This is a genomic window from Enterobacter sp. Taxon_8, from assembly GCF_058354585.1.
In genome coordinates, this window is sequence record NZ_CM177989.1 from 2,180,857 (window position 1) to 2,203,289 (window position 22,433).

The 22,433-nt window shown below is 58.7% G+C and carries 20 protein-coding genes; 10 read left to right on the top strand and 10 right to left on the bottom strand.

From position 1 onward, the window contains the following. Positions 1-4 precede the first annotated feature (4 nt). Positions 5-964, bottom strand: coding sequence for a hypothetical protein (locus AC4IBF_RS10305; RefSeq protein ID WP_136194910.1), 960 nt, complete (start codon positions 962-964; stop codon positions 5-7). A gap of 115 nt (positions 965-1,079) precedes the next feature. Between AC4IBF_RS10305 and AC4IBF_RS10310 the strand changes: the two genes are divergently transcribed. Continuing rightward, on the top strand, positions 1,080-1,508 hold the full coding sequence (locus AC4IBF_RS10310; protein ID WP_023311893.1) for an OsmC family protein: 429 nt from the start codon (positions 1,080-1,082) through the stop codon (positions 1,506-1,508). 23 nt (positions 1,509-1,531) lie between these two features. On the opposite strand, the gene AC4IBF_RS10315 is transcribed toward AC4IBF_RS10310, so the two are convergent. Beyond that, positions 1,532-2,437 carry a LysR family transcriptional regulator gene (locus tag AC4IBF_RS10315; RefSeq protein ID WP_133294473.1) on the bottom strand — a complete coding sequence of 302 codons (906 nt, stop codon included), beginning with the start codon at positions 2,435-2,437 and terminating at the stop codon, positions 1,532-1,534. 114 nt (positions 2,438-2,551) lie between these two features. Here AC4IBF_RS10315 and AC4IBF_RS10320 point away from each other — a divergent pair, with 114 nt between their 5' ends. Beyond that, positions 2,552-3,301 carry an SDR family NAD(P)-dependent oxidoreductase gene (locus tag AC4IBF_RS10320; RefSeq protein WP_136194908.1) on the top strand — a complete coding sequence of 250 codons (750 nt, stop codon included), beginning with the start codon at positions 2,552-2,554 and terminating at the stop codon, positions 3,299-3,301. Here the strand turns inward: AC4IBF_RS10320 and AC4IBF_RS10325 are convergent. From AC4IBF_RS10325 to AC4IBF_RS10355, 7 genes are read right to left on the bottom strand one after another with little or no spacing between them, the layout of a single operon-like run. Then, entirely contained in the window at positions 3,298-4,227 is a 930-nt protein-coding gene (locus tag AC4IBF_RS10325) for an ABC transporter ATP-binding protein (protein WP_348942739.1), read from the bottom strand. The genes AC4IBF_RS10320 and AC4IBF_RS10325 overlap by 4 nt on opposite strands. After that, complete coding sequence (locus tag AC4IBF_RS10330) at positions 4,220-5,206, bottom strand: ABC transporter ATP-binding protein (RefSeq protein ID WP_325848173.1); 987 nt, start codon at positions 5,204-5,206, stop codon at positions 4,220-4,222. The genes AC4IBF_RS10325 and AC4IBF_RS10330 overlap by 8 nt, the downstream gene beginning before the upstream one ends. Then, positions 5,206-6,099 (bottom strand): D,D-dipeptide ABC transporter permease, encoded by an 894-nt coding sequence (ddpC, locus tag AC4IBF_RS10335; protein WP_288461228.1) that lies wholly within the window; start codon positions 6,097-6,099, stop codon positions 5,206-5,208. The genes AC4IBF_RS10330 and ddpC overlap by 1 nt, the downstream gene beginning before the upstream one ends. Further along, a complete protein-coding gene (locus AC4IBF_RS10340) occupies positions 6,096-7,118 on the bottom strand; it encodes an ABC transporter permease (protein ID WP_491463293.1) in 1,023 nt (340 codons plus the stop codon). The genes ddpC and AC4IBF_RS10340 overlap by 4 nt, the downstream gene beginning before the upstream one ends. A gap of 22 nt (positions 7,119-7,140) precedes the next feature. Continuing rightward, entirely contained in the window at positions 7,141-8,673 is a 1,533-nt protein-coding gene (locus AC4IBF_RS10345; protein WP_136194904.1) for an ABC transporter substrate-binding protein, read from the bottom strand. Positions 8,674-8,688: 15 nt separating this feature from the next. Then, entirely contained in the window at positions 8,689-9,264 is a 576-nt protein-coding gene (ddpX, locus tag AC4IBF_RS10350; RefSeq protein WP_115875142.1) for a D-alanyl-D-alanine dipeptidase, read from the bottom strand. 12 nt (positions 9,265-9,276) lie between these two features. Continuing rightward, positions 9,277-10,131 carry a MurR/RpiR family transcriptional regulator gene (locus AC4IBF_RS10355; protein WP_115875140.1) on the bottom strand — a complete coding sequence of 285 codons (855 nt, stop codon included), beginning with the start codon at positions 10,129-10,131 and terminating at the stop codon, positions 9,277-9,279. 266 nt (positions 10,132-10,397) lie between these two features. Here AC4IBF_RS10355 and AC4IBF_RS10360 point away from each other — a divergent pair, with 266 nt between their 5' ends. The 8 genes from AC4IBF_RS10360 to AC4IBF_RS10395 all read left to right on the top strand — a co-directional run bounded on the left by AC4IBF_RS10360 (position 10,398) and on the right by AC4IBF_RS10395 (position 21,384). Further along, positions 10,398-11,879 (top strand): alpha/beta hydrolase, encoded by a 1,482-nt coding sequence (locus AC4IBF_RS10360; protein WP_491463294.1) that lies wholly within the window; start codon positions 10,398-10,400, stop codon positions 11,877-11,879. A 95-nt stretch (positions 11,880-11,974) separates the two neighbouring features. Further along, positions 11,975-13,186, top strand: coding sequence for a diguanylate phosphodiesterase (locus tag AC4IBF_RS10365; protein ID WP_491463295.1), 1,212 nt, complete (start codon positions 11,975-11,977; stop codon positions 13,184-13,186). 88 nt (positions 13,187-13,274) lie between these two features. Beyond that, the gene (cscK, locus tag AC4IBF_RS10370; RefSeq protein ID WP_491463296.1) at positions 13,275-14,165 is read left to right on the top strand and encodes a fructokinase; all 891 of its coding nucleotides are present in this window, start codon (positions 13,275-13,277) and stop codon (positions 14,163-14,165) included. A 173-nt stretch (positions 14,166-14,338) separates the two neighbouring features. Then, entirely contained in the window at positions 14,339-15,856 is a 1,518-nt protein-coding gene (locus AC4IBF_RS10375; RefSeq protein ID WP_491463297.1) for a carbohydrate porin, read from the top strand. A 66-nt stretch (positions 15,857-15,922) separates the two neighbouring features. After that, a complete protein-coding gene (locus AC4IBF_RS10380; protein WP_023619263.1) occupies positions 15,923-17,293 on the top strand; it encodes a sucrose-specific PTS transporter subunit IIBC in 1,371 nt (456 codons plus the stop codon). After that, positions 17,293-18,699 carry a sucrose-6-phosphate hydrolase gene (locus AC4IBF_RS10385; protein ID WP_491463298.1) on the top strand — a complete coding sequence of 469 codons (1,407 nt, stop codon included), beginning with the start codon at positions 17,293-17,295 and terminating at the stop codon, positions 18,697-18,699. The genes AC4IBF_RS10380 and AC4IBF_RS10385 overlap by 1 nt, the downstream gene beginning before the upstream one ends. A gap of 28 nt (positions 18,700-18,727) precedes the next feature. Then, complete coding sequence (locus AC4IBF_RS10390) at positions 18,728-19,744, top strand: LacI family DNA-binding transcriptional regulator (protein ID WP_136194898.1); 1,017 nt, start codon at positions 18,728-18,730, stop codon at positions 19,742-19,744. 89 nt (positions 19,745-19,833) lie between these two features. After that, positions 19,834-21,384, top strand: coding sequence for a methyl-accepting chemotaxis protein (locus AC4IBF_RS10395; protein ID WP_491463299.1), 1,551 nt, complete (start codon positions 19,834-19,836; stop codon positions 21,382-21,384). Positions 21,385-21,661: 277 nt separating this feature from the next. Here AC4IBF_RS10395 and AC4IBF_RS10400 read toward each other — a convergent pair whose 3' ends face one another. Then, on the bottom strand, positions 21,662-22,372 hold the full coding sequence (locus AC4IBF_RS10400) for a hypothetical protein (protein WP_168708004.1): 711 nt from the start codon (positions 22,370-22,372) through the stop codon (positions 21,662-21,664). Positions 22,373-22,433 lie beyond the last annotated feature (61 nt).

Genomic DNA, 22,433 nt, shown 5'->3' on the forward strand with positions numbered 1-22,433 from the left:
GTGATTATTTTGCCTTTAGCCAGGGAGAGGACGTGCTCCAGAAAATAATATCCGCCCCGAGATAATTTTCCGCGAACCGATCAAATTCTGCTTTGGTGAAGGGCTTGCCGGTCTCAGGATTTTTATAGGTCAGGGTCGGTTCCTGAACCGCCATGGCGATGAGCGGCAGCGTCTGTTTATTTTTATGGAAGAAGGGATAGGCATTCTTCATGTGTGCCTTGCGGTTGGGAACAATGTCCGGCCCACCCAGACCGACATTGTTGGCGCTGGCATACGTAAACAGACGGCCCATGTAGTTGTGGTCATTATCCCACTCGCACGGCCAGAAGTTCACGTATTGCACCACGTGTGATTTCTTAAAAGCCTTTCGCGCAAAGGCCAGATTTTCCATTTCTCCAGCGAAATAGCTGTCGCAGGTAAACCCGGCGGGCGGATTTTTTTCGTCGAGATCGATGGCGGTTTCGGGCAGGTTTACGCCATACACCTCGCCATCAAAGCGTTTCGCGATGGCGGCCAGCAAAGCCTGGTAGCGCTGGCGCACGGCGGGATCCCACTGACGCGCCACCCATCCGGAACCGACAGGCTTGCCTTCTCCGGGGTTATCGAACTGCGGCGCAATCCCCCCACCGTATTGCTTATCGTGCATCAGATAGTCCGGCACGTAGCGGGCGTCCGCCTCAAAGAAACGATCCTGGATTTGAATAAAGAGTTTTTTTCCGGCGGCTTTAACGCGTGCCAGATCCTGTTCTATCCGCGAGAAGTCATAGTTGTCTTTGCCGGGCTCCAGCAAGCGCCAGTTGTAAACGATCTGCACCCCGCCGACATCGCTTCGCGCAACGAGCGGAAACACCGCGTCGAGCTCGCCGGAGCTGGTATAGATAAAATTCTCCGGCGTTTTCGCCAGTGAAGACAGCGATACCGCCAGTGTGGTCAGGGCAACGGCCATGCTGATTTTTAGCGCCATATCATTATCCTTTTTGTCGGTTCAGCAGGTGAAAGTCCTGGAATTGTCTGTGTTCCAGAGTGGGTCAGATGCGTAGTCTATACTTAACCCTTTGTAAGCCAAAAGGAGAGCAAGAATGACTATTCATAAGCACGGTTCGGCACACTGGTCTGGCGACATTAAGCGCGGTAAAGGGACGGTTTCCACCGAGAGCGGCGTTCTCAATCAACAGCCTTACGGTTTCAATACCCGCTTTGAGGGCGAAAAGGGGACCAACCCCGAAGAGCTGATTGGCGCGGCACATGCGGCCTGTTTTTCGATGGCGCTGTCGCTGATGCTCGGTGAAGCGGGCTATACCGCTGACTCTATTGATACCACGGCGGACGTCTCTCTGGATAAAACCGACGGCGGCTTTGCCATCACAAAGGTTGCCCTGAAAAGCAAGGTCACCGTTCCAGGCATCGCCCCCCAGCAGTTCGATGGCATTATTCAGAAAGCAAAAGCGGGCTGTCCGGTATCGCAGCTCCTGAAGGCTGAGATTACGCTGGACTATAAGCTTAATTAAACCGCAGCCGGGTTTGCGCCCGGCTATCCCTTCAGCGCGGCGGGAAACACCTCCGCCAGCCACGCAATAAACACCTTAAGACGGTGCGTCAGATGCCGGTTCTGAGGGTAAACCACATGAAACGGATAGGCGGCAGGGCGCCAGTCGCTCAGAATCGCCGTCAGCGTTCCCGCCCGTAAATACGCGTTTGCCGAATACTCAAAGGTCTGAACGATCCCCAGCCCCGCCGCGGCAGCCGCCAGATGGGCATTACTTTCATTTACGCCGAGATAATGCGGAACGTTGATTTCCAGCGTCTCGCCGTTCTCTCTGAAGCGAAACGGAAATGCCCGCCCGGTGACGGGCGAGAGGTAGCTAATGAGCTTGTGGCCGTTGCACAGCTCCTGCGGATAGGCCGGAACGCCATGGTTTTTCAGGTAACCCGGCGTCGCGCAGGTGACCATTTCGGCGTTGCCAATATGGCGGGCGATGAGGGTAGAGTCGTTCAGCGGCCCGCCGCGGATGACGCAGTCTACGTTACCGCTGATGAGATCCACCGGACGATCGGCTACCCCAAGGTCGATGCGGATCTCCGGGTAGCGCCGCATAAAATCCGGCAGCAGGGGGATAAGCACGTCGCGGGCGGTGGATCCGCCTATATCAACCCGCAGATGCCCTTTTGGCGTCGCGCGGGAAATGCGAAACGCGGTGTCGATGTCTTCGATATCTATCAAGACCCTGAGCGCTTTTTCATAGTATTCCATCCCTTCAGGCGTCGCGACCACCCGTCGAGTGGTGCGGTGCAGAAGGCGTATATCCAGGTGCGCCTCAAGCGATTTGACCAGCTTGCTCAGGGTGGCGATCGGCATATTCAGCGAGTCCGCCGCGCGGGTAAAGCTTCCGGATTCCACGACCCGCGTAAAGGCGCGCATCGCCATGAGCTGGTCCATGATGACCTCTTATTATTTCTGTATGTGAATAGTCATTTTCATTTTTGCCGGTTTTTCACTAATCCTGCAAGGGCTAAAGTTTGTCCAACGCAAACCCAACAAAAGGTAAATGACATGAACACGACTCTCTCAGGAAAAATCGCACTGGTCACCGGCGGCAGCACCGGCATTGGTCTTGCCACGGCGCAGGAGCTGGCGGCGCAGGGCGCGAAGGTGTATATCACCGGACGCCGTCAGGCCGAGCTTGAAGCGGCGGTCGCAGAAATTGCTTCAACGGCAGTGGGCATTCGCGCGGACGTGTCAAAACTGGCGGATCTGGACGAGGTCTATGCCCGGATAGCCAAAGAAGAAGGCCGCCTCGATATTCTGTTCGCCAATGCGGGTGGCGGGGATATGCTGCCGCTGGGCGCGATCACCGAAGAGCAGTTTGACCGGATTTTTGGCACCAACGTCCGCGGGGTGCTGTTTACGGTGCAGAAGGCGTTGCCTCTGCTCTCCGCCGGATCGTCGATTATTCTGACCGGCTCGACGGTCTCCATTAAGGGGACGGCAAACTTTAGCGTCTACAGCGCCAGTAAGGCCGCCGTGCGCAACTTTGCCCGCTCCTGGGCGCTGGATTTGCAGGGCCGTGGGATCCGCGTCAACGTGGTCAGCCCGGGCCCGATCAAAACCCCTGGCCTCGGCGATCTGGTGCCGGAAGAGCACCGCCAGGGGCTGTACGACGCGCTGGCCGCGCAGGTACCGCTGGGGCGTTTAGGCGCGCCCGGTGAGGTGGGGAAAGCGGTGGCGTTTCTGGCCTCCGACGCGGCCAGCTTTATTAACGCCACCGAGCTGTTCGTGGACGGCGGGATGGCGCAAATTTAACCCAGACTTCGCCAGCAGCGGACGTCACGGCCCTCGCGAGAGGGCTGTAACGGCTGAGGACGCTCGCACCCCTGCGCGGCCATCGGGCATCGGTCGCGGAAAAAACAGCCTTCGGGCAGATGACGGTTGCCGGGAAGCTCCGTTTTGCGTAAGGCCAGCGTCTCATCCAGCGGTTCACCGGTGCGGGGAACCGAATCGAGTAGCAGACGGGTGTAAGGATGGCGCGGCTCCCCAAGCACCTGTGCGGCGCTGCCCAGCTCCACAATCTGCCCAAGGTACATCACCGCCACGCGGTCGCTCATGTGCCTGACCACCGAGACGTTATGCGAGATCAACACGTAGGTCAGATTACGCTGCTGCTGCAGGGCCACCAACAGGTTGAGGATCTGCGCCTGCACGGAGATGTCCAGGGCGCTGGTGGGTTCATCAAGCACGATGATATCCGGATCGGACGAGAGCGCCCGTGCGATGGCGATGCGCTGGCGCTGCCCGCCGGAGAAGGCGTGCGGAAGCCGGTCGAGATACTCCGGGCGAATGCCCACCTGCAGCGCCAGGTTTTCAGCCAGCTGGCGGCGGTCGCGCTCGCTGCTGCGCTTTTGTACCCAAACCGGCTCGGTGATGATGCGCCAGACCGGCAGGCGCGGGTCGAGCGAGGAGAGCGGATCCTGAAACACCATCTGCATGCCGCCCGCATGGTGCGCCCGCTGGCAGGCGCCGGTGCTGGGCTTAAGCATGCCCATCAGCAGCTGGGCCAGCGTGCTTTTCCCGCAGCCGGATTCCCCGACGATACCCAGCGTTTCTCCCCGACGGATCTCAAGGTCGAGCCCGTTAAGCGCATGGACCTTTTCCGTCACGCGGCCCAGCCAGTTTTTACGCGCTGCAAAATTGACGTGCACGCTATCCAGTTCCAGCAGTACATCAGACATGGGCTTTCTCCCGTTGTGGATACCAGCAGGCGGCCTGTTGGCCCTCTGCGCCATGGGGCTGCAGGCGCGGCGTTTCGCTGCATTTCGCCCCGGCGGCAAAGCAGCGCTCGCGGAACGCGCAACCCTGCGGAAGCTGGATGAGGTTGGGGACCGTGCCGGGGATGGCGGGAAGCGGGGCGCGCGGCTGGCCGTTTTCCGGCGCGCACTGCAGCAGTCCAATGGAATAGGGATGCACAGGCTGGTGGATCAGCGTTTGCGTGGCACCGCTCTCGATCACGCTGCCCGCATACATCACGTACATTCTGTCGCAGAGCTGGGACACCACGGCCATATCGTGGCTGATAAACAGCACCGAGGTGCCGCTGGCCCGTGCCTTGTGCTTCAGCAGGCGCAGCACCTGCAGCTGGACGGTGACGTCCAGCGCGGTGGTCGGTTCGTCGGCAATAATCAGCTCCGGCTCGCAGGAGAAGGCAAGGGCGATCATCACCCGCTGGCGCATCCCGCCGGACAGCTCAAACGGATAGCGCGCCATGACCGCTTTCGCATCCGGGATTTGCATCTCTTCCAGCAGGGTAATCGCCTTCTGCTGCGCCTCATGCCGGGAAAGCGGCTGATGCTGGCGGATCACCTCGACCATCTGTTTGCCAATTCGCCGCGTCGGGTTGAGGGCGGTCATGGGCTCCTGAAAAATCATCGCCACCTTTGCGCCGCGCCACTGGCGAAGCTGTTTCTCGGATGCCGTCAGGACATTTTCGCCGAGTAATTTCACCTGACCATGATGAATGCGGTAGCTGCCTTCCGGCAGCAGACGCATGGCGAGCATGGCGGTCACCGATTTACCCGAACCGGATTCGCCCACCACGCCGACAATTTCACCCCTGCCGATCTCCAGCGAGACGTGGTTCAGCGCGTGAACCTCGCCGCGAAAAATCGGGAAGCTCAGATGCAGGTCTTCAATCTTGAGTACCGGATCGGTCATCACTGTTTTCCTCCCGATTTCGGATCCAGCAGATCGCGGATACCGTCGCCAAACAGGTTAAAGCCCACGGCGGTTATCAAAATCGCCGCACCGGGAAACGCGCAGTACCACCACTGGTCCAGAACGTAGTTACGGCCGACGGCCACCATCGCGCCCCATTCGGCGGTCGGCTGCTGCGCCCCCAGGCCAATAAACCCCAGCGTGGCGGCCATCAGGATGGCGCTGCCGATGTCCAGCGACGCCTGCACGATCAGCGGCGGCAGGGCGTTACGCAGGATATGCCAGCGGATCAAATGCCAGCGGGAGGCGCCAAAGGTGCGGGCGGCCTGCACGTAGGTAAACTGGCGCACCACCAGGGTTTGGCCGCGCGCCAGGCGGACGTAGAACGGAATGCGGACTATCGCAATTGCCAGCATGGCGTTAAACAGGCTCGGCCCCAGCGCGGCGGCCAGCGCCATGGTCAACACCAGGGAAGGAATGGAGAGCATAATGTCCATCACCCGCATGATGACGGCGTCGCCGCGCCCGCCCAGCACGCCGGACAGACAGCCCAGCAGCGAGCCGATGCCGCCCGCAATCATCACCACCGCCAGCCCGGCGGTAATGGACTGCTGGCTGCCCGCCAACACGCGGCTGAACAGATCGCGGCCCACCTCGTCGGTGCCAAACCAGTGCTGTGCAGAAGGCGCCTGCAGGCGGGCGGTCAGATCCAGCGCGTTCGGGTCGTGCGGCACTATCCACGGCGCGGCCACCATAATGAAAAGCATCACCAGCATAATGACGCCGCCAACGATCGTGAGCGGGCTTTGACGCAGCATCCAGAACAGCTTTGCCCAGCTGATGCGTTGTCTGGCGGTTTTAACCGGGACGGGCGTTTCCTGCGTTAACATCATTCGGCACCTCCGCGCCCGATTCGCGGGTCAATCCACAGGTAAAGCAGATCGACCACCAGATTAACCAGCACGTAGGCCAGCGAAACCACGACGGCAAAGCCCATCACGGCAGGGAAATCGAGCGCCTGAATGGACGTCACCACCCAGGCGCCCATGCCCGGCCAGGCAAAGACGGTTTCGGTCAGCACGGCGCCGTACAGCAGATCCCCCAGCGCCAGCCCGAGCACGGTAATCGACGGGATCATCGCATTCGGCAGGGCGTAGCGCAGGACGATATACCAGCCGGGCAGGCCGCTGGCGCGGGCCGTACGAATGTAGTCCTCGCTAAGCTGCTCCAGCATCGCCGAACGGACCTGGCGTGCGACGATGCCCAGGTGGACAAATGCCAGCGTCAGCGAGGGTAAAATCAGGTGCTGCAGCGCATTGAAAAAGACCTCGCCGTTGCCCTCAAGGAGCGCGTCCAGCAGATAAAAGCCGGTGACGTGCGTCGGCGGGTCGAGCCAGTCGTCCAGCCTCCCGCCGCCCGGCAGGATTTGCAGGTGCCCGTAGAACAGCACGATGACGCCCAGCCCAAGCCAGAAGGCCGGGGTGGAGATGCCAGTCATCGCCATTAAACGCACCAGGTGATCCAGCCAGCGGTTGCGGTAGACCGCCGACAAAATCCCCAGCGGCACGCCGATGACCAGCGCCAGCAGCAGAGAACAAAAGGCCAGCTCCAGCGTGGCGGGGAAAAAGGCCTTCAGGTCTTCCGCAACCGGACGACCGGTACGGATGGAGGTGCCTAAATCACCGTGGGCCAGGGCGTCCACGTAGAGGCCAAACTGAACGTACAGGGGCTGGTCCAGCCCTAACTGCTGGCGGATGTTCTGCACGATTTCGTCGCTGGCGCGATCGCCGGCCAGCAGACGGGCAGGATCGCCGGGGATCAGGTGCGAAATAATAAAGGTGATAATACAGACACCGGCCACCACCAGGATTAGCCCCCAGCAGCGCTGGCGCACTATGCTCCAGAACGTCATACGCTTTCCCCCGGCGAAACGGTTACTTGCTCATGGTGGCGATGTTGAACACCTGCTCGAGCATCGGATTAAAGGTGAAGCCTTTGACCTCTTTGTTCATCGCCAGCTGGTAGTTCTTCTGGAACAGATAAACGTACGCCGCTTCGTCGATGACCACCTTTTGCGCCTGCTGATAATCTTTGGTGCGTTCCGCCTGGTCGGTGGTTTTCAGCGCGGCCTGCAGCAGGGAATCGACCTCTTTGTTCTCATAGAACGAGCGGTTGCCCGGCAGCCCTTTTTTATCCGATTCGAACCAGTAGTTCATGAACATATACGGGTCGGCAAAGTCCGGGCTCCAGTTGCCGATGGCGATGTCGTAATCGCCTTTGCCGACGCGGTCGCGCATGGTGGCGTTGGCCAGTTTCTCCAGCTTGACGTTAATGCCGATCTTGCCAAGGCTGGCCTGGGTTGAGAGGGCGATAGGCTCCCAGTTTGGATCGTTGTCCGAGTAGAGGAAGGTCAGGCTGGCGGGCTTGTCTTTGACCTTCTCCAGGGCTGCTTTAGCTTTGGCCTCGTCGAGGCTGTACTGCATAGCCGCGGCGTCAAAACCCCACATGCCTTCCGGGATCGGGCCGCGCATTTGCTTGCCGTTGCCGCTCAGAATGCCTTTCACCATCCCCTGATAGTCCGTCGCCCAGGAGACCGCGCGGCGTAAATCCACCTGATTGAGCGGCGCTTTGCTGTTGTTGAGGTAGAGGTAGGTCACGCGCAGGGACGGGTATTCGGCGACGGCGACTTTGCCTTCCTGCTTCAGGGCCGCCAGCTGATCGACCGGCAGGGAGTCGGCAATGTCCAGATCGCCGCGGGAAAGCTGCAGACGGCGCGACGCGCTCTCACCGATAATTTTTACCGAGACGCGCTTAAAGTGCGGCTTTTCACCCTGCCAGTGGGGGTTAGGGACCAGGATCAGCTGCTGGCCTTTCTGCCAGCTTTTCAGCATAAACGGCCCGGAACCGGCGGTGTTTTGCGCCAGAAAACCGCGCGCATCGTCTGCGGCATTGGCCTTCAGCACCGCCGGGTTAATGATGGACGCCCCGTCGTTTGCCAGGGTGTAGAGGAAAGGCGCGAACGGCTGGCTGAGGGTGAACTTCACCGTATGGTCATCAACGGCATCAATTTTCAGATCTTTCGGGAAGGCTTCAGACGGCCCCTGGCTGAGCTTCAGCAGGCGCTCAAAGGAGAGTTTGACCGCCTCGGCGGTAACCGGCGTGCCGTCGGAGAATTTGGCGTTATCCGCCAGGGTGAAGGTCCACTCTTTCTGGTCGTCGGAAGCTTTCCAGCCCGTCGACAGATCGCCTTCTACCTCGGTAGAGCCTGGCTTGTACTTGACCAGACGCTGGTAGGACGGATAGGTGACGGTCCAGTCGTTGTTATCAATGGTGATGGCCGGATCGAGCGTTTGCGGGTCGGCGGCTTTACCGATGACCAGCATGTCTTTCGGGACGGCAGCCAGCGCCAGCGGTGCGCTCAGGGCCAGCGTGGCGGCAATGATGGTCGTGAGAAGCGATGTTTTCATGGCAGTGCTCCAGGTTCAAAGAGAGGTGTGCGTCAGGGGAAAACAGGCAAAACGGTCGTCAAGCAGCGGGTAGCTGGCGGCGTTCGGCAGTTCGAAGTGCCACCATTCGCTGCTGATACCCACAAAACCGCCGCCAAACATGATGGCGTTCAGCAGCAGACGGTTACGCTGGGCGTGCGGCGGCACGGAGGGGTGATACGGATGCGAGCGGTCGTGCATTTCGTCAAAACCGGCGCCCATATCCAGCACGGCGTTATGTTCGTCCATCAGGGTGACGTCGATGGCCGTGCCGCGGCTGTGGTTGGAGCCAATCGCTACGTCGACCACGTATTCCGGGTTCGGGCAGGCCTCCCACAGCTGAGCCTGCGCCTGCTGCGGCCGATAGGCGTCGTAGACCACCAGCTTCAGCCCGGCCAGCGTGGCAATGCTGATGGCTTTTGCCAGCGCGGTAGCGGCATCGGTATGCAGCAGGCACAGCGCCTCCTGATAGATAGGGCGGCCGGTGATGTTGTCGGCGGTGGCGTACTTCAGATCGACATGCAGCGTGGGGAACGTCTTCGCCACATCAATCAGTTCACTCTCTACGGGCATAGCTCCGCTCCTTTAGCGTTCGAATTGACCAAACTCTTGTTGTAATTGTCGGTTTACTGCCAGGCGCGCCGGGAGCGCTTCACCCAGCGCTTCCACCACGCCCGACAGCAGCAGGTTGAACAGGCAGCTCACGGGGGCAAGTGAATCCCAGAAATGACCGGTATCGGTTTTCACCTGCAGCAAATCCATCGGGTAATCCCGCGCCCACGGGCACCAGATGTCGGTGATTAAGGCCAGCGGAATGCCTTTCTCGCTGGCGACGCGGCAGTACTGACGGGCCATCGCAGAGTAGGTGCGCGTGTCAGTCAGCACGACGTACGGATGCGAAAACCCCGAGTTGAGGGATTCCACCCAGCTGCCGGAAGCGCCCTCCGAATAGCTCACCCGCGGGCGGAGGTACTCGAGGTGGCTGAAGAAGGCGTTGGCAATCCCGCGCGTGGACTGGATCCCCAGCACAAAGACCGCGTCCGCGTGGGCCAGATGGTGCACCACCTGACGAAAAGCGTCCGTTTGCGCCAGCTGGTACACCTGCGTGATGGCATCCACTTCCAGCGACAGGGCGTGCTGAAGGCGGCTGGAAAGAGGGCGCTGCTGCTGCCAGGAGTCGAGCCGCTCGTTCATGCCCCAGGGCTGATACGGATCGCGCAGGCTTTTTTTGGCATCTTCCAGGTTGCGGTACCCCAGCTTGCGCAGGAAGCGTCCGACGGTAATTCCGCTGGTCCCGCTCGCCTGACCCACACTTTCCGCCGTTTCAAACGGGATTTGCGCGGCGTGCGCCAGCAGCCAGCTTCCGACCCGCTTTTCGCTGGGCGTGAGCTGGCTGAACGTCGCTTCGATACGGCTCAGCATCTCAGGTTTCGTCGTCATACCGCCTCGCTGTTAACAGGCTGTCAATGGTCGAATTTGTGTTACCCGGTTAACAATGCATGACGCGTGCCATATTCACAGGCGGGCGAAAAACCGCTGAGCAGTAAACTTCATGCAATATTTAGTTAACCAATGATCAACATTTGTGCAGCGTAGTTCACTTTTGGTGCACTGGCTGAGCGGGCAGGTATGAATTTGGTGAATACGTCAGTCCGTTCACATTTTTGATAAGATAGATGTACTGTGAATATAAAAGGGATCCCGGCATGGCAAATCTGCCCTGGCGAGTCAGCGTGCGCCTGATCGCGCTTGCAAAGAAAACAGGAATGGTCGTGGGGATCGTACTGGTCGTCCTGCTGGCGGTGCGGGTCTATCTCTCGCAGCAGGGACCGGAACTGCACCTGTGGCACACCTGGCGGGCCAATGAGATGTCCGCGCGCGAGATGGACAACACCGACTTAGCCGGGTATCAGGCCCGGGAAAAGGCGATTTTCACCGATCTGGATAACGCGGTGACGGCGAAAACAGCGGGCGAGGAACAAACCCCGTTAAACCGCTACTACCGCCAGAGCCTGGTGTGGCCCGGTCAGTTTGCCCCCGATGCCAACCGCTCCTTTGTGCTGATGCCGGCCGGAAAGCCACGCGGCGCGGTGGTGTTGCTGCATGGACTGACGGATTCTCCTTACAGCGTCAGGCGTCTTGCCGTGAACTATCAGCAGCACGGCTTTGTGGCCGTCGTCCCGCGTCTACCCGGACACGGCACCGCGCCCGGTGCGCTGACGGACGTTGACTGGGAAATGTGGCTGGCGGCGACGCGTCTTGCGGTGCGGGAAGCCACGCGCCTGGCGGGTGAAGCTGTGCCTTTGCATCTGGTGGGCTACTCAAACGGCGGGGCGCTGGCGATGAAATATACCCTTGATGCGCTTGACACCTCTGCGCTGCGTAAACCCCAGCAGGTGATCCTGCTCTCACCGATGATCGGCGTGACGGCCTTTGCGCGCTTTGCCGGTTTCGCCGGGTTACCGGCGCTGCTGCCGGCGTTTGCTAAAGCAGCCTGGCTGAATATTGCGCCGGAATATAATCCGTATAAATACAATTCTTTCCCGGTTAACGCCGCTCGCCAGTCTTGGCTGCTGACGAAGGCCCTGCAGGAGCAGATTGGCCGTGAGGCGCGGGAAAACAGGCTGGCGAATTTGCCGCCGGTGCTGGCGTTCCAGTCGGTCATGGATTCTACGGTCAGCACCCGCGCGGTGGTGACCGGCCTGTTTGACCAGCTTCCGGCAAACGGCAGCGAACTGGTGGTGTTTGACATCAATCAGGCAGCCAGCTTCCGTCCGCTGTTCAAACCGTCGTCGTGGACGGCATCCTTGGCGCTGCTGCCGGTTGCGCAAAGGCGTTACAGTGTCACTGTTATCACCAATGCCGGCGAGCACAGTTTCTCGACGGTGGCGAAAATCACTCCAGCAGGCAGCACGCAGGAGAAGGTCGTGCCGCTTGCGCAGTCCTGGCCGCAGGATGTCTATTCCCTGTCGCACGTTGCGGTGCCGTTCCCGCCGGATGACGATCTTTATGGTCGTGAACCTGCAGTGAAAAACCGCTACGGCATCAGCCTCGGGACGATTGCGCTCTGGGGAGAAACGTCCGTGTTGAGCGTCGGAAAAGAGGCGCTGATGCGGGTCACCTCGAACCCGTTCTACGACTATATGCAGGAGAGGATCGACAGCCGAATTGGCAACGGGGAAAAGTAACGTTCCCCTGTGGTGTGAATATGTTAGGTCGCATTGATTAAGTATGTTAAATAGTAGCTTCAAGGCACCTCACTTTCTCATCGGAACCCATTTTTGTGCTGACGACTCTGATTTACCGAAGCCAGTTGAATTTATCCCGCCCCTCCACCGAGCTGCGGGAACTGGTGGAGCGCGCCCGGATCCGCAATGCCAGTCTGAATATCACCGGGGTTCTGCTCGCAAAAGGCAGCGACGTGCTGCAAATACTCGAAGGGTCGGAAGAGAGCGTGCTCAAGCTGTTCCATAAAATCCGTGACGACAAGCGGCACAGTGGAGTGGTTGAGCTGATGCGGGACTATGGCCCGCGCAGGCGCTTCGAAAACGTCGGTATGCTGCTGTTCGATCTGCAGACGCAGTCACCGAAAGAGGTGCTGCAGTCGGTTCTGAATTACAGCAAGCTGGAAAGCTATCTCACATCCGATGACCGGGTGTTCAAATTTATTCAGACGTTTATCACAGGCAAACGTCCGGCCCTGTCGGGTGCACGCTACGTACCTGAAAAATGGACGCTTTCACCCGAGGCGTTGCCCTTTGGCGAACACCTGGGGCTGATGGCCAACCAAACCTGTCAGTTTGCGCTCCAGCCCATCGTTGAGCCCTCGGAAGGGAAGATCAGTTCGCTTGAAGCCCTCATTCGCGGCAACGAAGGCGGCAGCCCGGAGCATTTCTTCAGCGCCCTTGACCCGGACAAAATCTACGAAGTCGATCTCCAGACGAAAGCGTATGCCTTTGCTCTCGCGGAAAAGCTGGGCATTGGCAGCCATAAGATTGCGGTAAACCTGCTGCCGATGTCGCTGGTGAATGTCCCCAACGCCGTGGAATTTTTGGTCAGCGAGATAAAAAAACATGGCCTTCAGCCGGAGCAGGTGGTCATTGAAGTGACGGAAAACGAGATGATCTCCGGCTTCAACCAGTTTAATAGCGCCATCAAGCAGCTTCGCGGCGAGGGGATTGGCCTGGCGATCGATGATTTTGGTTCGGGCTATGCCGGGCTTTCGCTGCTGACCCGCTTCCAGCCGGACAAGATTAAAATCGACCGCGAAATTGTCAGCAACATCCACCTGAGCGGCCCGAAGCAGGCGATCGTGCGCTCCATCATCAGCTGTTGCTCCGATCTGGAAATCACCCTGGTGGCTGAAGGTATTGAGAAAATAGAAGAGTGGTGCTGGCTTGAATCCGCCGGTATCCGTCGTTTCCAGGGCTTCCTGTTTGCCCGGCCGCAGCTAAATGGCGTTGGTGATATTCACTGGCCTCATCTGGTGCGTTAAGCCAATTTTCCCTCCCGTTGTTTCCCCTTTGCCCGGCCTGTGCTTAAATAGCTAAAACGGTTTAACATAGTTTAGCTAAGAGGATCACATGAAGAAAATCTGGGTACTTGGCGATGCGGTAGTGGATTTACTGCCAGATGGAGAAGGCAGATTGCTGCAGTGTCCCGGCGGCGCACCGGCAAACGTTGCGGTCGGTATTGCCCGGCTCGGCGGCCAGAGCGCCTTTATCGGCAGGGTTGGCGACGATCCTTTCGGGCGCTTTATGGCGAAAACGCTCGCTGACGAGCGGGTTGACGTGACGTGGATGCGCCTTGACCCGGCGCACCGCACCTCAACGGTAGTGGTCGATCTCGACGACCACGGCGAGCGCTCGTTTACGTTCATGGTGCGCCCGAGCGCCGATCTGTTTCTGGAACCCGCCGATCTGCCACCGTTTAGCGCCGGAGAGTGGCTGCACGTCTGCTCCATCGCGCTAAGCTCCGAGCCGAGCCGTACTGCGACATTTGAGGCAATGGCCGCCATCCGTGAAGCGGGCGGTTACGTCAGCTTCGACCCCAATATTCGCCCGGACCTCTGGCCGGATGAGAACGCACTGCATGGCTGCCTGGAGCAGGCCCTGCAAAGCGCCGACGTGGTGAAACTTTCGGTAGAAGAGCTGGCCTTTTTCACCGGCAGCGCGGAGGTCAACGTCGGTCTGGAAGTGCTGATGCAGCGCTGCCCGGCGCGTCTGGTGCTGGTCACTCAGGGTAAAGAGGGCGTCATCGCCTGGCATGACGGCTCCGTGGAGCACTATCCGGCAACGCCTGTGGAGTGTGTCGATACCACCGGCGCGGGCGATGCCTTCGTGGCGGGACTGCTCTACGGGCTGGCTGCCGGGCAGGACCTGACGCCGGTCATCGCCTTAGCCCAGCGCTGCGGCGCATTAGCCACCACGGCCAAAGGGGCGATGACCGCCTTGCCGTGGCAGCACGAACTGTAATTCCTCCCTTCACAGGCCGCCATCCGGCGGCCTGAATTGTCGCCTCGATCACACTTACTAAAACGGTTTAGCAAAAAAGATTGCCGATCCAAAATTCACAGGTTTAGTATCAGCAACCTAAACCGGTTTAGCAATTTAGCACGTTTAATGACTTCTTTTAGGGATGCGACAAAATGTATAAAAAACGCAGACTTGCCGTGATGATAGGCATGCTGGCCGGAAGTACCTCTGTTTTTGCCCAAACGGATATGACAAGTATCGAAGCGCGTCTTGCCGCGATGGAGCAGCGCCTCCAGGCGGCGGAAACGCGTGCGCAGGTGGCTGAAAAACGCGCCGCCGATGCGGAACAAAAAACGCAGCAGCTGGTTGCCGCTCAGCAGCAGACGCAAACGACAACTCAGGCGGTGGCGCAGCGCACCACCGCGCTGGAGAAGAAGGCGGATCAGACCGGCGGGTTTGAGTTCCACGGCTACGCCCGCTCGGGCCTGCTGATGAATGATGCCGCCTCCAGCAGCAAAAGCGGCCCTTATCTGACCCCAGCCGGAGAAACCGGCGGCGCGGTGGGGCGTCTGGGTAACGAAGCCGACACCTACGTCGAGCTGAACCTGGAGCACAAGCAAACCCTGGATAACGGGGCGACCACGCGCTTCAAGGCGATGCTGGCCGACGGTCAGAGAACCTATAACGACTGGTCAGCCGATACCAGCGATCTCAATATTCGTCAGGCCTTCGCGGAGCTGGGCAACCTGCCTGATTTTACCGGCGCGCTGAAGGGGAGTACCTTCTGGGCGGGTAAACGCTTCGACCGGGACAACTTTGACATTCACTGGCTGGACTCCGACGTGGTGTTCCTGGCCGGTACCGGCGGCGGCGTCTACGACGTGAAATGGAACGATTCGCTGCGCAGTAACTTCTCCATTTACGGCCGCAACTTCGGCAGCGTGGAGCAGACCGACAACAACGTTCAAAACTATATTCTCAGCATGAACCACTTCGCCGGCCCGTTCCAGCTGATGGTGAGCGGCCTGCGGGCGAAGGATAACGACGACCGTAAAGACACTAACGGCGATCTGATTAAAACGGATGCCGCCAATCACGGCGTTCATGCCCTGGTAGGCTTGCATAATGATAGCTTCTACGGCCTGCGCGAAGGGACTGCCAAAACGGCGCTTCTGTACGGTCACGGTCTGGGGGCGGAAGTCAAAAGCATCGGCTCCGACGGCGCGTTGCTGTCTGAGGCGGATACCTGGCGCTTCGCAAGTTACGGTGTCACGCCTGTGGGCGGCGGCTGGAGCATTGCGCCCGCCGTTCTGGCGCAGAGCAGTAAAGATCGCTACGTCAAGGGCGATAGCTATGAGTGGGTAACGCTCAACACCCGCCTGATTAAAGAGGTCACCCAGAATTTCGCGCTGGCGTTTGAGGGAAGCTATCAGTACATGGATTTAAATCCGGAAGGCTATAAGGACCGCAACGCCGTCAACGGCAGTTTCTACAAGCTGACCTTTGCGCCAACCTTAAAAGCGAGCAAAATCGGCGATTTCTTCAGCCGTCCTGAGCTGCGCCTGTTTGCCACCTGGATGGACTGGAGCAGCAAACTGGATCATTACGCCAGCGATGATGCGTTTGGCAGCAGCGGCTTCAACGCCGGCGGGGAATGGAACTTTGGGGTCCAGATGGAAACCTGGTTTTAACCCATCACGCTCCCGCCTGGCGGGAGCGTCTCGTACATCATAAAAAGAAGTCAGGCAGAGGTATCTATGGATTTTAATCAAATCGCCCGCGAGCTTATTCCGCTGCTCGGTGGCAAGGAAAATATCGCCAGCGCGGCGCACTGCGCAACGCGTCTTCGTCTGGTGCTGGTCGATGACGCGCTGGCGGATCAGCAGGCCATCGGCAAGGTCGATGGCGTAAAAGGCTGCTTCCGTAACGCCGGGCAGATGCAGGTGATTTTTGGCACGGGCGTGGTCAACAAGGTTTACGCCGCGTTTATTCAGGCGGCCGGGATAAGTGAGTCCAGCAAGTCGGAAGCCGCGGATCTGGCGGCGCGCAAGCTGAACCCGTTCCAGCGCATTGCCCGTCTGCTCTCCAACATCTTTGTGCCAATCATCCCCGCGATTGTGGCGTCCGGCCTGCTGATGGGCCTGCTCGGCATGGTGAAAACCTACGGCTGGGTCAACGCGGATAATGCCATCTACATCATGCTGGACATGTGCAGCTCCGCGGCGTTCATCATCCTGCCTATTCTGATTGGCTTCACCGCCGCGCGCGAATTTGGCGGTAACCCGTACCTCGGCGCGACGCTGGGCGGCATTCTGACCCACCCGGCGCTGACCAACGCCTGGGGCGTGGCGTCGGGCTTCCACACCATGAACTTCTTCGGCCTTGAGATTGCGATGATTGGCTATCAGGGCACGGTATTCCCGGTGCTGCTGGCCGTCTGGTTTATGAGCATCGTCGAGAAAAACCTGCGCCGCGCGATCCCGGATGCGTTAGACCTGATCCTGACCCCGTTCCTCACCGTCGTCATCTCCGGCTTTATCGCCTTGCTGATTATCGGCCCGGCGGGGCGCGCTCTGGGGGACGGTATCTCCTTTATTCTGAGCACGCTGATCGCCCACGCGGGCTGGCTCGCCGGACTGCTGTTCGGCGGGCTTTACTCGGTAATTGTGATCACCGGTATTCACCACAGCTTCCACGCGATCGAAGCAGGGCTGCTGGGTAATCCGTCGATTGGCGTTAACTTCCTGCTGCCGATCTGGGCCATGGCGAACGTGGCGCAGGGCGGCGCCTGTCTGGCGGTGTGGTTCAAAACCAAAGATGCCAAAATCAAAGCCATTACCTTACCGTCGGCGTTCTCTGCGATGCTGGGCATCACCGAAGCGGCCATTTTTGGTATTAACCTGCGCTTCGTTAAGCCGTTTATCGCCGCGCTGATCGGCGGCGCGGTGGGCGGTGCCTGGGTGGTCTCCGTACATGTATACATGACTGCCGTCGGGCTGACCGCCATCCCGGGCATGGCCATCGTGCAGGCCAGCTCGCTGCTGAACTATATTATCGGCATGGTGATTGCCTTCGGCGTGGCGTTTACCGTCTCGCTGCTGCTGAAATATAAAACGGATTCTGAATAATGACGTTACCTTCCCGCTGGCCTGCGATCCTGCAGGCCGTTATGAAAGGTCAGCCGCGGGCGCTGGCGGATAGCCACTATCCGCAGTGGCATCCCGCGCCGGTGACGGGGCTGATGAACGACCCGAACGGGTTTATCTGGTTTGCCGGCCGCTACCACCTGTTCTATCAGTGGAACCCGCTGGACTGCGAGCATCGCTTCAAGTGCTGGGGGCACTGGAGCTCTGCGGACCTCGTGCACTGGCGGCATGAGCCGCTGGCGCTGATGCCCGACGAAGAGTATGACCGCAACGGCTGCTACTCCGGCAGCGCCGTGGACAACCAGGGCGTTTTGACACTGTGCTACACCGGCAACGTCAAGTTCGATGACGGCAGCCGCACCGCCTGGCAGTGCCTGGCCGTGGAGCAGCCGGACGGAACGTTTACGAAGCTGGGGCCGGTGCTGGCGCTGCCGGAAGGCTACACCGGACACGTGCGCGACCCGAAGGTGTGGCAGCACGAAGGGGAGTGGTACATGGTGCTCGGCGCGCAGGATGTGCAAAAGCGCGGCAAGGTGCTGCTCTTTAAGTCAGCCGATTTGCACGCCTGGACTTCCTGCGGGGAGATCGCCGGTCACGGGGTTAACGGCCTGACGGACGCGGGCTATATGTGGGAGTGTCCGGACCTGTTTGACCTCGACGGAACGCATGTTCTGATCTGCTGCCCGCAGGGGCTTGCGCGCGAGCCGCATCGCTACCTCAATACCTATCCGGCTACCTGGATGAGCGGGGCGTTTGATTACGCCAGCGCCACATTCGATCACGGCGAGCTTCACGAGCTGGACGCGGGCTTTGAGTTTTACGCCCCGCAAACCACGCTGGCGGAAGACGGTCGCCGCATTCTGATCGGCTGGATGGGCGTACCGGACGGGGAAGAGATGCTTCAGCCAACCCGGGCGCACGGCTGGATGCACCAGATGACCTGCCCGCGCGAATTACGGTACCGCGACGGCAGGCTCTGGCAGATCCCGGCGCGCGAGCTGGCGGCGCTGCGTGAAGATGAGCAGCGCTGGCAGGGGCGCGCCAGCGACGCGCCCGAACTGGACGCGACGCGTCTGGAGTTTGAGCTGGGCGCCGCGCACGTGAGCGTCGATTTTGCCGGCGCGCTGCGTCTTATGGTCGATGAGCAGGGCGTGCGTCTGGAACGCGCGAGCCTGAAAACCGGTGAAACGCTGACCCGCTACTGGCAGGGCGACGTCACTCATTTACGCGTTCTCTGCGACCGCTCCAGCGTCGAAATCTTCATTAACCACGGCGAAGGGGTGATGAGCAGCCGCTATTTTCCTGCCCATCCGGCCCGGGTGCGATTCGAAGGTGCGTCCGATATCACATTACGCTACTGGTCGCTGCGCGCCTGCATGATAGAATGAGGGTTTTGGCAGCCGGATCTAAGTCGTTGTGAGAAAAACAAAACGCGTCACCATTAAAGACATCGCGGAGCTGGCGGGCGTGTCAAAAGCCACCGCCAGCCTGGTCCTGAACGGGCGCAGCAAAGAGCTTCGCGTGGCGGAAGAGACGCGCGAGCGCGTGCTGGCGATTGCAAAAGAGCACCACTATCAGCCCAGCATTCACGCCCGGTCACTGCGCGATAACCGCAGCCACACCGTTGGTCTGGTGGTCCCGGAGATCACCAACTACGGTTTTGCCGTCTTTTCTCACGAGCTGGAAACGCTGTGCCGCGAGGCGGGCGTTCAGCTGCTGATCTCCTGCAGCGATGAAAATCCGGGGCAGGAGACGGTAGTGGTGAACAACATGGTGGCGCGTCAGGTGGACGGGCTGATTGTGGCCTCCAGCATGCTCAACGACGCGGACTACCATAAGCTCAGCGAGCAGCTGCCGGTGGTACTGTTTGACCGCCACATCAACGACAGCGCGCTGCCGCTGGTGATCACCGATTCCATTACCCCGACGACCGAACTGGTGGCCGACATTGCGCGCCAGCATCCTGATGAGTTCTACTTTCTCGGCGGCCAGCCCCGCTTATCCCCGACGCGCGACCGTCTGGAAGGGTTTAAGCAAGGGCTGCGTGAGGCCGGCGTGGAGCTGCGCCCCGAGTGGATCATTCACGGCAACTATCACCCGAGCTCGGGATACGAGATGTTTGCTGAACTCTGCGCCCGCCTGGGGCGTCCGCCAAAAGCGCTCTTCGCCGCCGCCTGCGGGCTGCTGGAAGGGGTGCTGCGCTATATGGGCCAGCATAACCTGCTGCAAAGCGATATCAGGTTAGCCAGTTTTGACGATCACTATCTCTACGATTCGCTGACGATCCCGGTGGATACCATCCGCCAGGATAACCGACAGCTGGCGTGGCACTGCTTTGATTTGATTAGCAAACTGATCGAGGGGGAGACCCCGGAACCGTTGCAACGCAAGCTATCTGCCACCCTGCAGCGGCGCTATAAGTCATCGAAATAGCCCGACTGGATACTTCAATAACTTTAATTAATTTAAGTTTTGGAAGCGCCGATAACCATAAGGAATAATTCTCCTTGAGGTATTGGTTTATGTCGTTGAAAAAGTCGTCCCTGATTGTCCTGTTCTCGCTGCTTTTCTTCTTTGTTGTCAGCACCGTCACCAGCGTTGGCCTCATCATTAAAAGTAATAATTCGCTGGATAACGTCAACAAAGAGATCCAGGTTGTGTTGTCCATTATTGACCCCATCAACCACAGCCGTACGCTACGCGTGAGGGTGATGGAGTATGTGAAGATGGTGGAAGCGGGTAATACTGCCGACGAGGCTGCCAAGCTTACCGCCGTGAAAGAGGCGCTGACCAAAGCGGACCACGCCTTTGCGGCATTTATGGCGTCGCCGCGTCTGCCGGATGAAGCGCCGCTGGTGACTGCCTATCAGGACGGCTGGCAAAACTACCGCAACCAGGGGCTGGCGCCGCTGATCGATGCCGCCGAGGCGCACGATGTCGCCAAATTTAACGCGCTGATCCCGGAAGTCTCCCGCCTTGACCGCCAGTACGAGATCGTTCTCGACCAGGTGCTTTCCGTCCACCAGAAATACGCCAAAAGCCTGAACGAAGATGCGAGAAGTAACTTCGTCTCTGGCCTGGCGATTGTTGCCGCTATCGCCAGCCTGTTTGTGGTGGTGATTATCGCCGTCAGCCTGCTGATGAAGCGCTTTGTCTTTGCGCCGATCAACCTGGCGCGCGAACACTGCAGCCAGATTGCGGCAGGCAAGCTGGACATTCCGGTGCCGGTGAAGGGGAGCGCACATAACGAAATCGATCATCTTATGAGCTCGATGGAGCAGATGCGTCAGGCGCTGCTGGCGACAATCGCCCAGGTGCGCGATGCGAGCCATACCGTAACGCACGCAGCGCAGGAGATTGCCTCCGGGAATATCGACCTGGCGTCACGTACCGAACAGCAGGCTTCCGCGTTGACCCAGACGGCAGCGAGCATGGAAGAGCTGAGCGCGACGGTGGCGAACAATACCGACAACGTCTATCAGGCCGGTAAACTGGTGCAGGACGCGGTGAAAAATGCCCATACCGGTGAAGCGGTGACCCGTGAAGTGATCGACACGATGAACACCATCGCGGCGAACTCGAAGCGCATCGAAGACATTACCAGCGTGATTAACAGCATCGCTTTCCAGACCAATATTCTGGCGCTGAACGCGGCGGTTGAAGCGGCGCGCGCCGGTACCCAGGGACGCGGCTTTGCGGTCGTGGCCAGCGAAGTGCGCACCCTCGCGCAGAAAAGCGCGGTGGCGGCCAAGGATATCGAAAGCCTGATCGCGCAATCGGTATCCAGCGTGAAAAACGGTGCGGAGCTGGTGAGCCGCTCGGGCGAGGTGATTGACTCGATCATTACGTCGGTGAATAAAGTGAATACGCTGATGGAGCAGATCTCCGTCGCCTCCGAAGAGCAGAGCCGCGGGATCGGCCAGGTCGGGCAGGCGGTGACCGAGATGGATGGCGTGACCCAGCAGAACGCCGCGCTGGTGCAGCAGTCCGCCGCCGCAGCGGCCTCGCTGGAAGAGCAGGCGCAGCAGCTTTCACGGAGTATTTCGAGTTTTAGGTTGCCGGTGCAGGCTTGATTGAATGAGGGGAGGCTCCTGAGGGGGCCTTTTATCAACTTAGTGTGTGAAACTTTCTAAGTTGCTTCCCCATGAGGTCAGCTTGTAGACCTAATAGAACTGTTTTAATACCACTTATTGTATTTCACATAAATAAAAGAAATAGCAAGCACCCAAACGAAGCTGAGTAAAGCAGCATGCCCTGGTACAAACCGTACAAATAGATATATCCCAATCACAATAAGCAATGCAGGGACCAGATAAAAAAACGACTTCAAAAGCCATAAGATTGCTTGCTTCATTTCCGGAGTATCTCGTACAAAGCGTCACCAATAACTTGCTCGTTATTATCCCCAGAGTTTACCTGGTAGATAATTTCAGACATTTGCGGTTCGATTAAGAAATATAACATCTCAATATTTTCTTTATAAAGCGCCTGGTAGTACTGAGGATCCTGAAATTTGAGTCGATTAGCTGCAGATGCAGCTACCTGAGCCTTTGAGTAAAGCGTGGCACCATTAACAAACCATGTCGAGAATGAGTTAACAAGCCTGATGTGATTTTGCTTGAAATCCCTGCTGTTGATAATCAGATTCGCAAGTGTAAAGGAGAGGGCTAACTTGCTGGCTTTAGCCGATGCATGTTCGGCGGCTTTTCCCAATAAGTTATGGATATTTGCAATCAGGTCCTTGCTTTTTTGTTCGCCCAGTCTATTGAGAGTTTTCCTAAAATAGATTTCAACCATGTCTAAAGTGACATCTTTTCGGTTGTAAATTTCACCTAAGGCAAGGACCAAGCGTTTGTCTTCACGCCAGGTATCACGGCAAGCGTTACGATAATATTCGTCTGGCATCAGGCATGCACCGTAGCTAACCAGCCGCTGTGTGCCCTGTTTCACCTTTTCCAGGGTTGCCATATGGTCTTCATGCATGTCTCGAAGTGAGTTTGTTAGTGCAATAGCTAACTGTTTATTCGACTGCATTTTCAGTTGCAAATAGTTTTGTGCCATTTTATATAACCTTGCAGTATCATTATCTTATTATCATTGATCATGATTGAGAAAGGAGCAA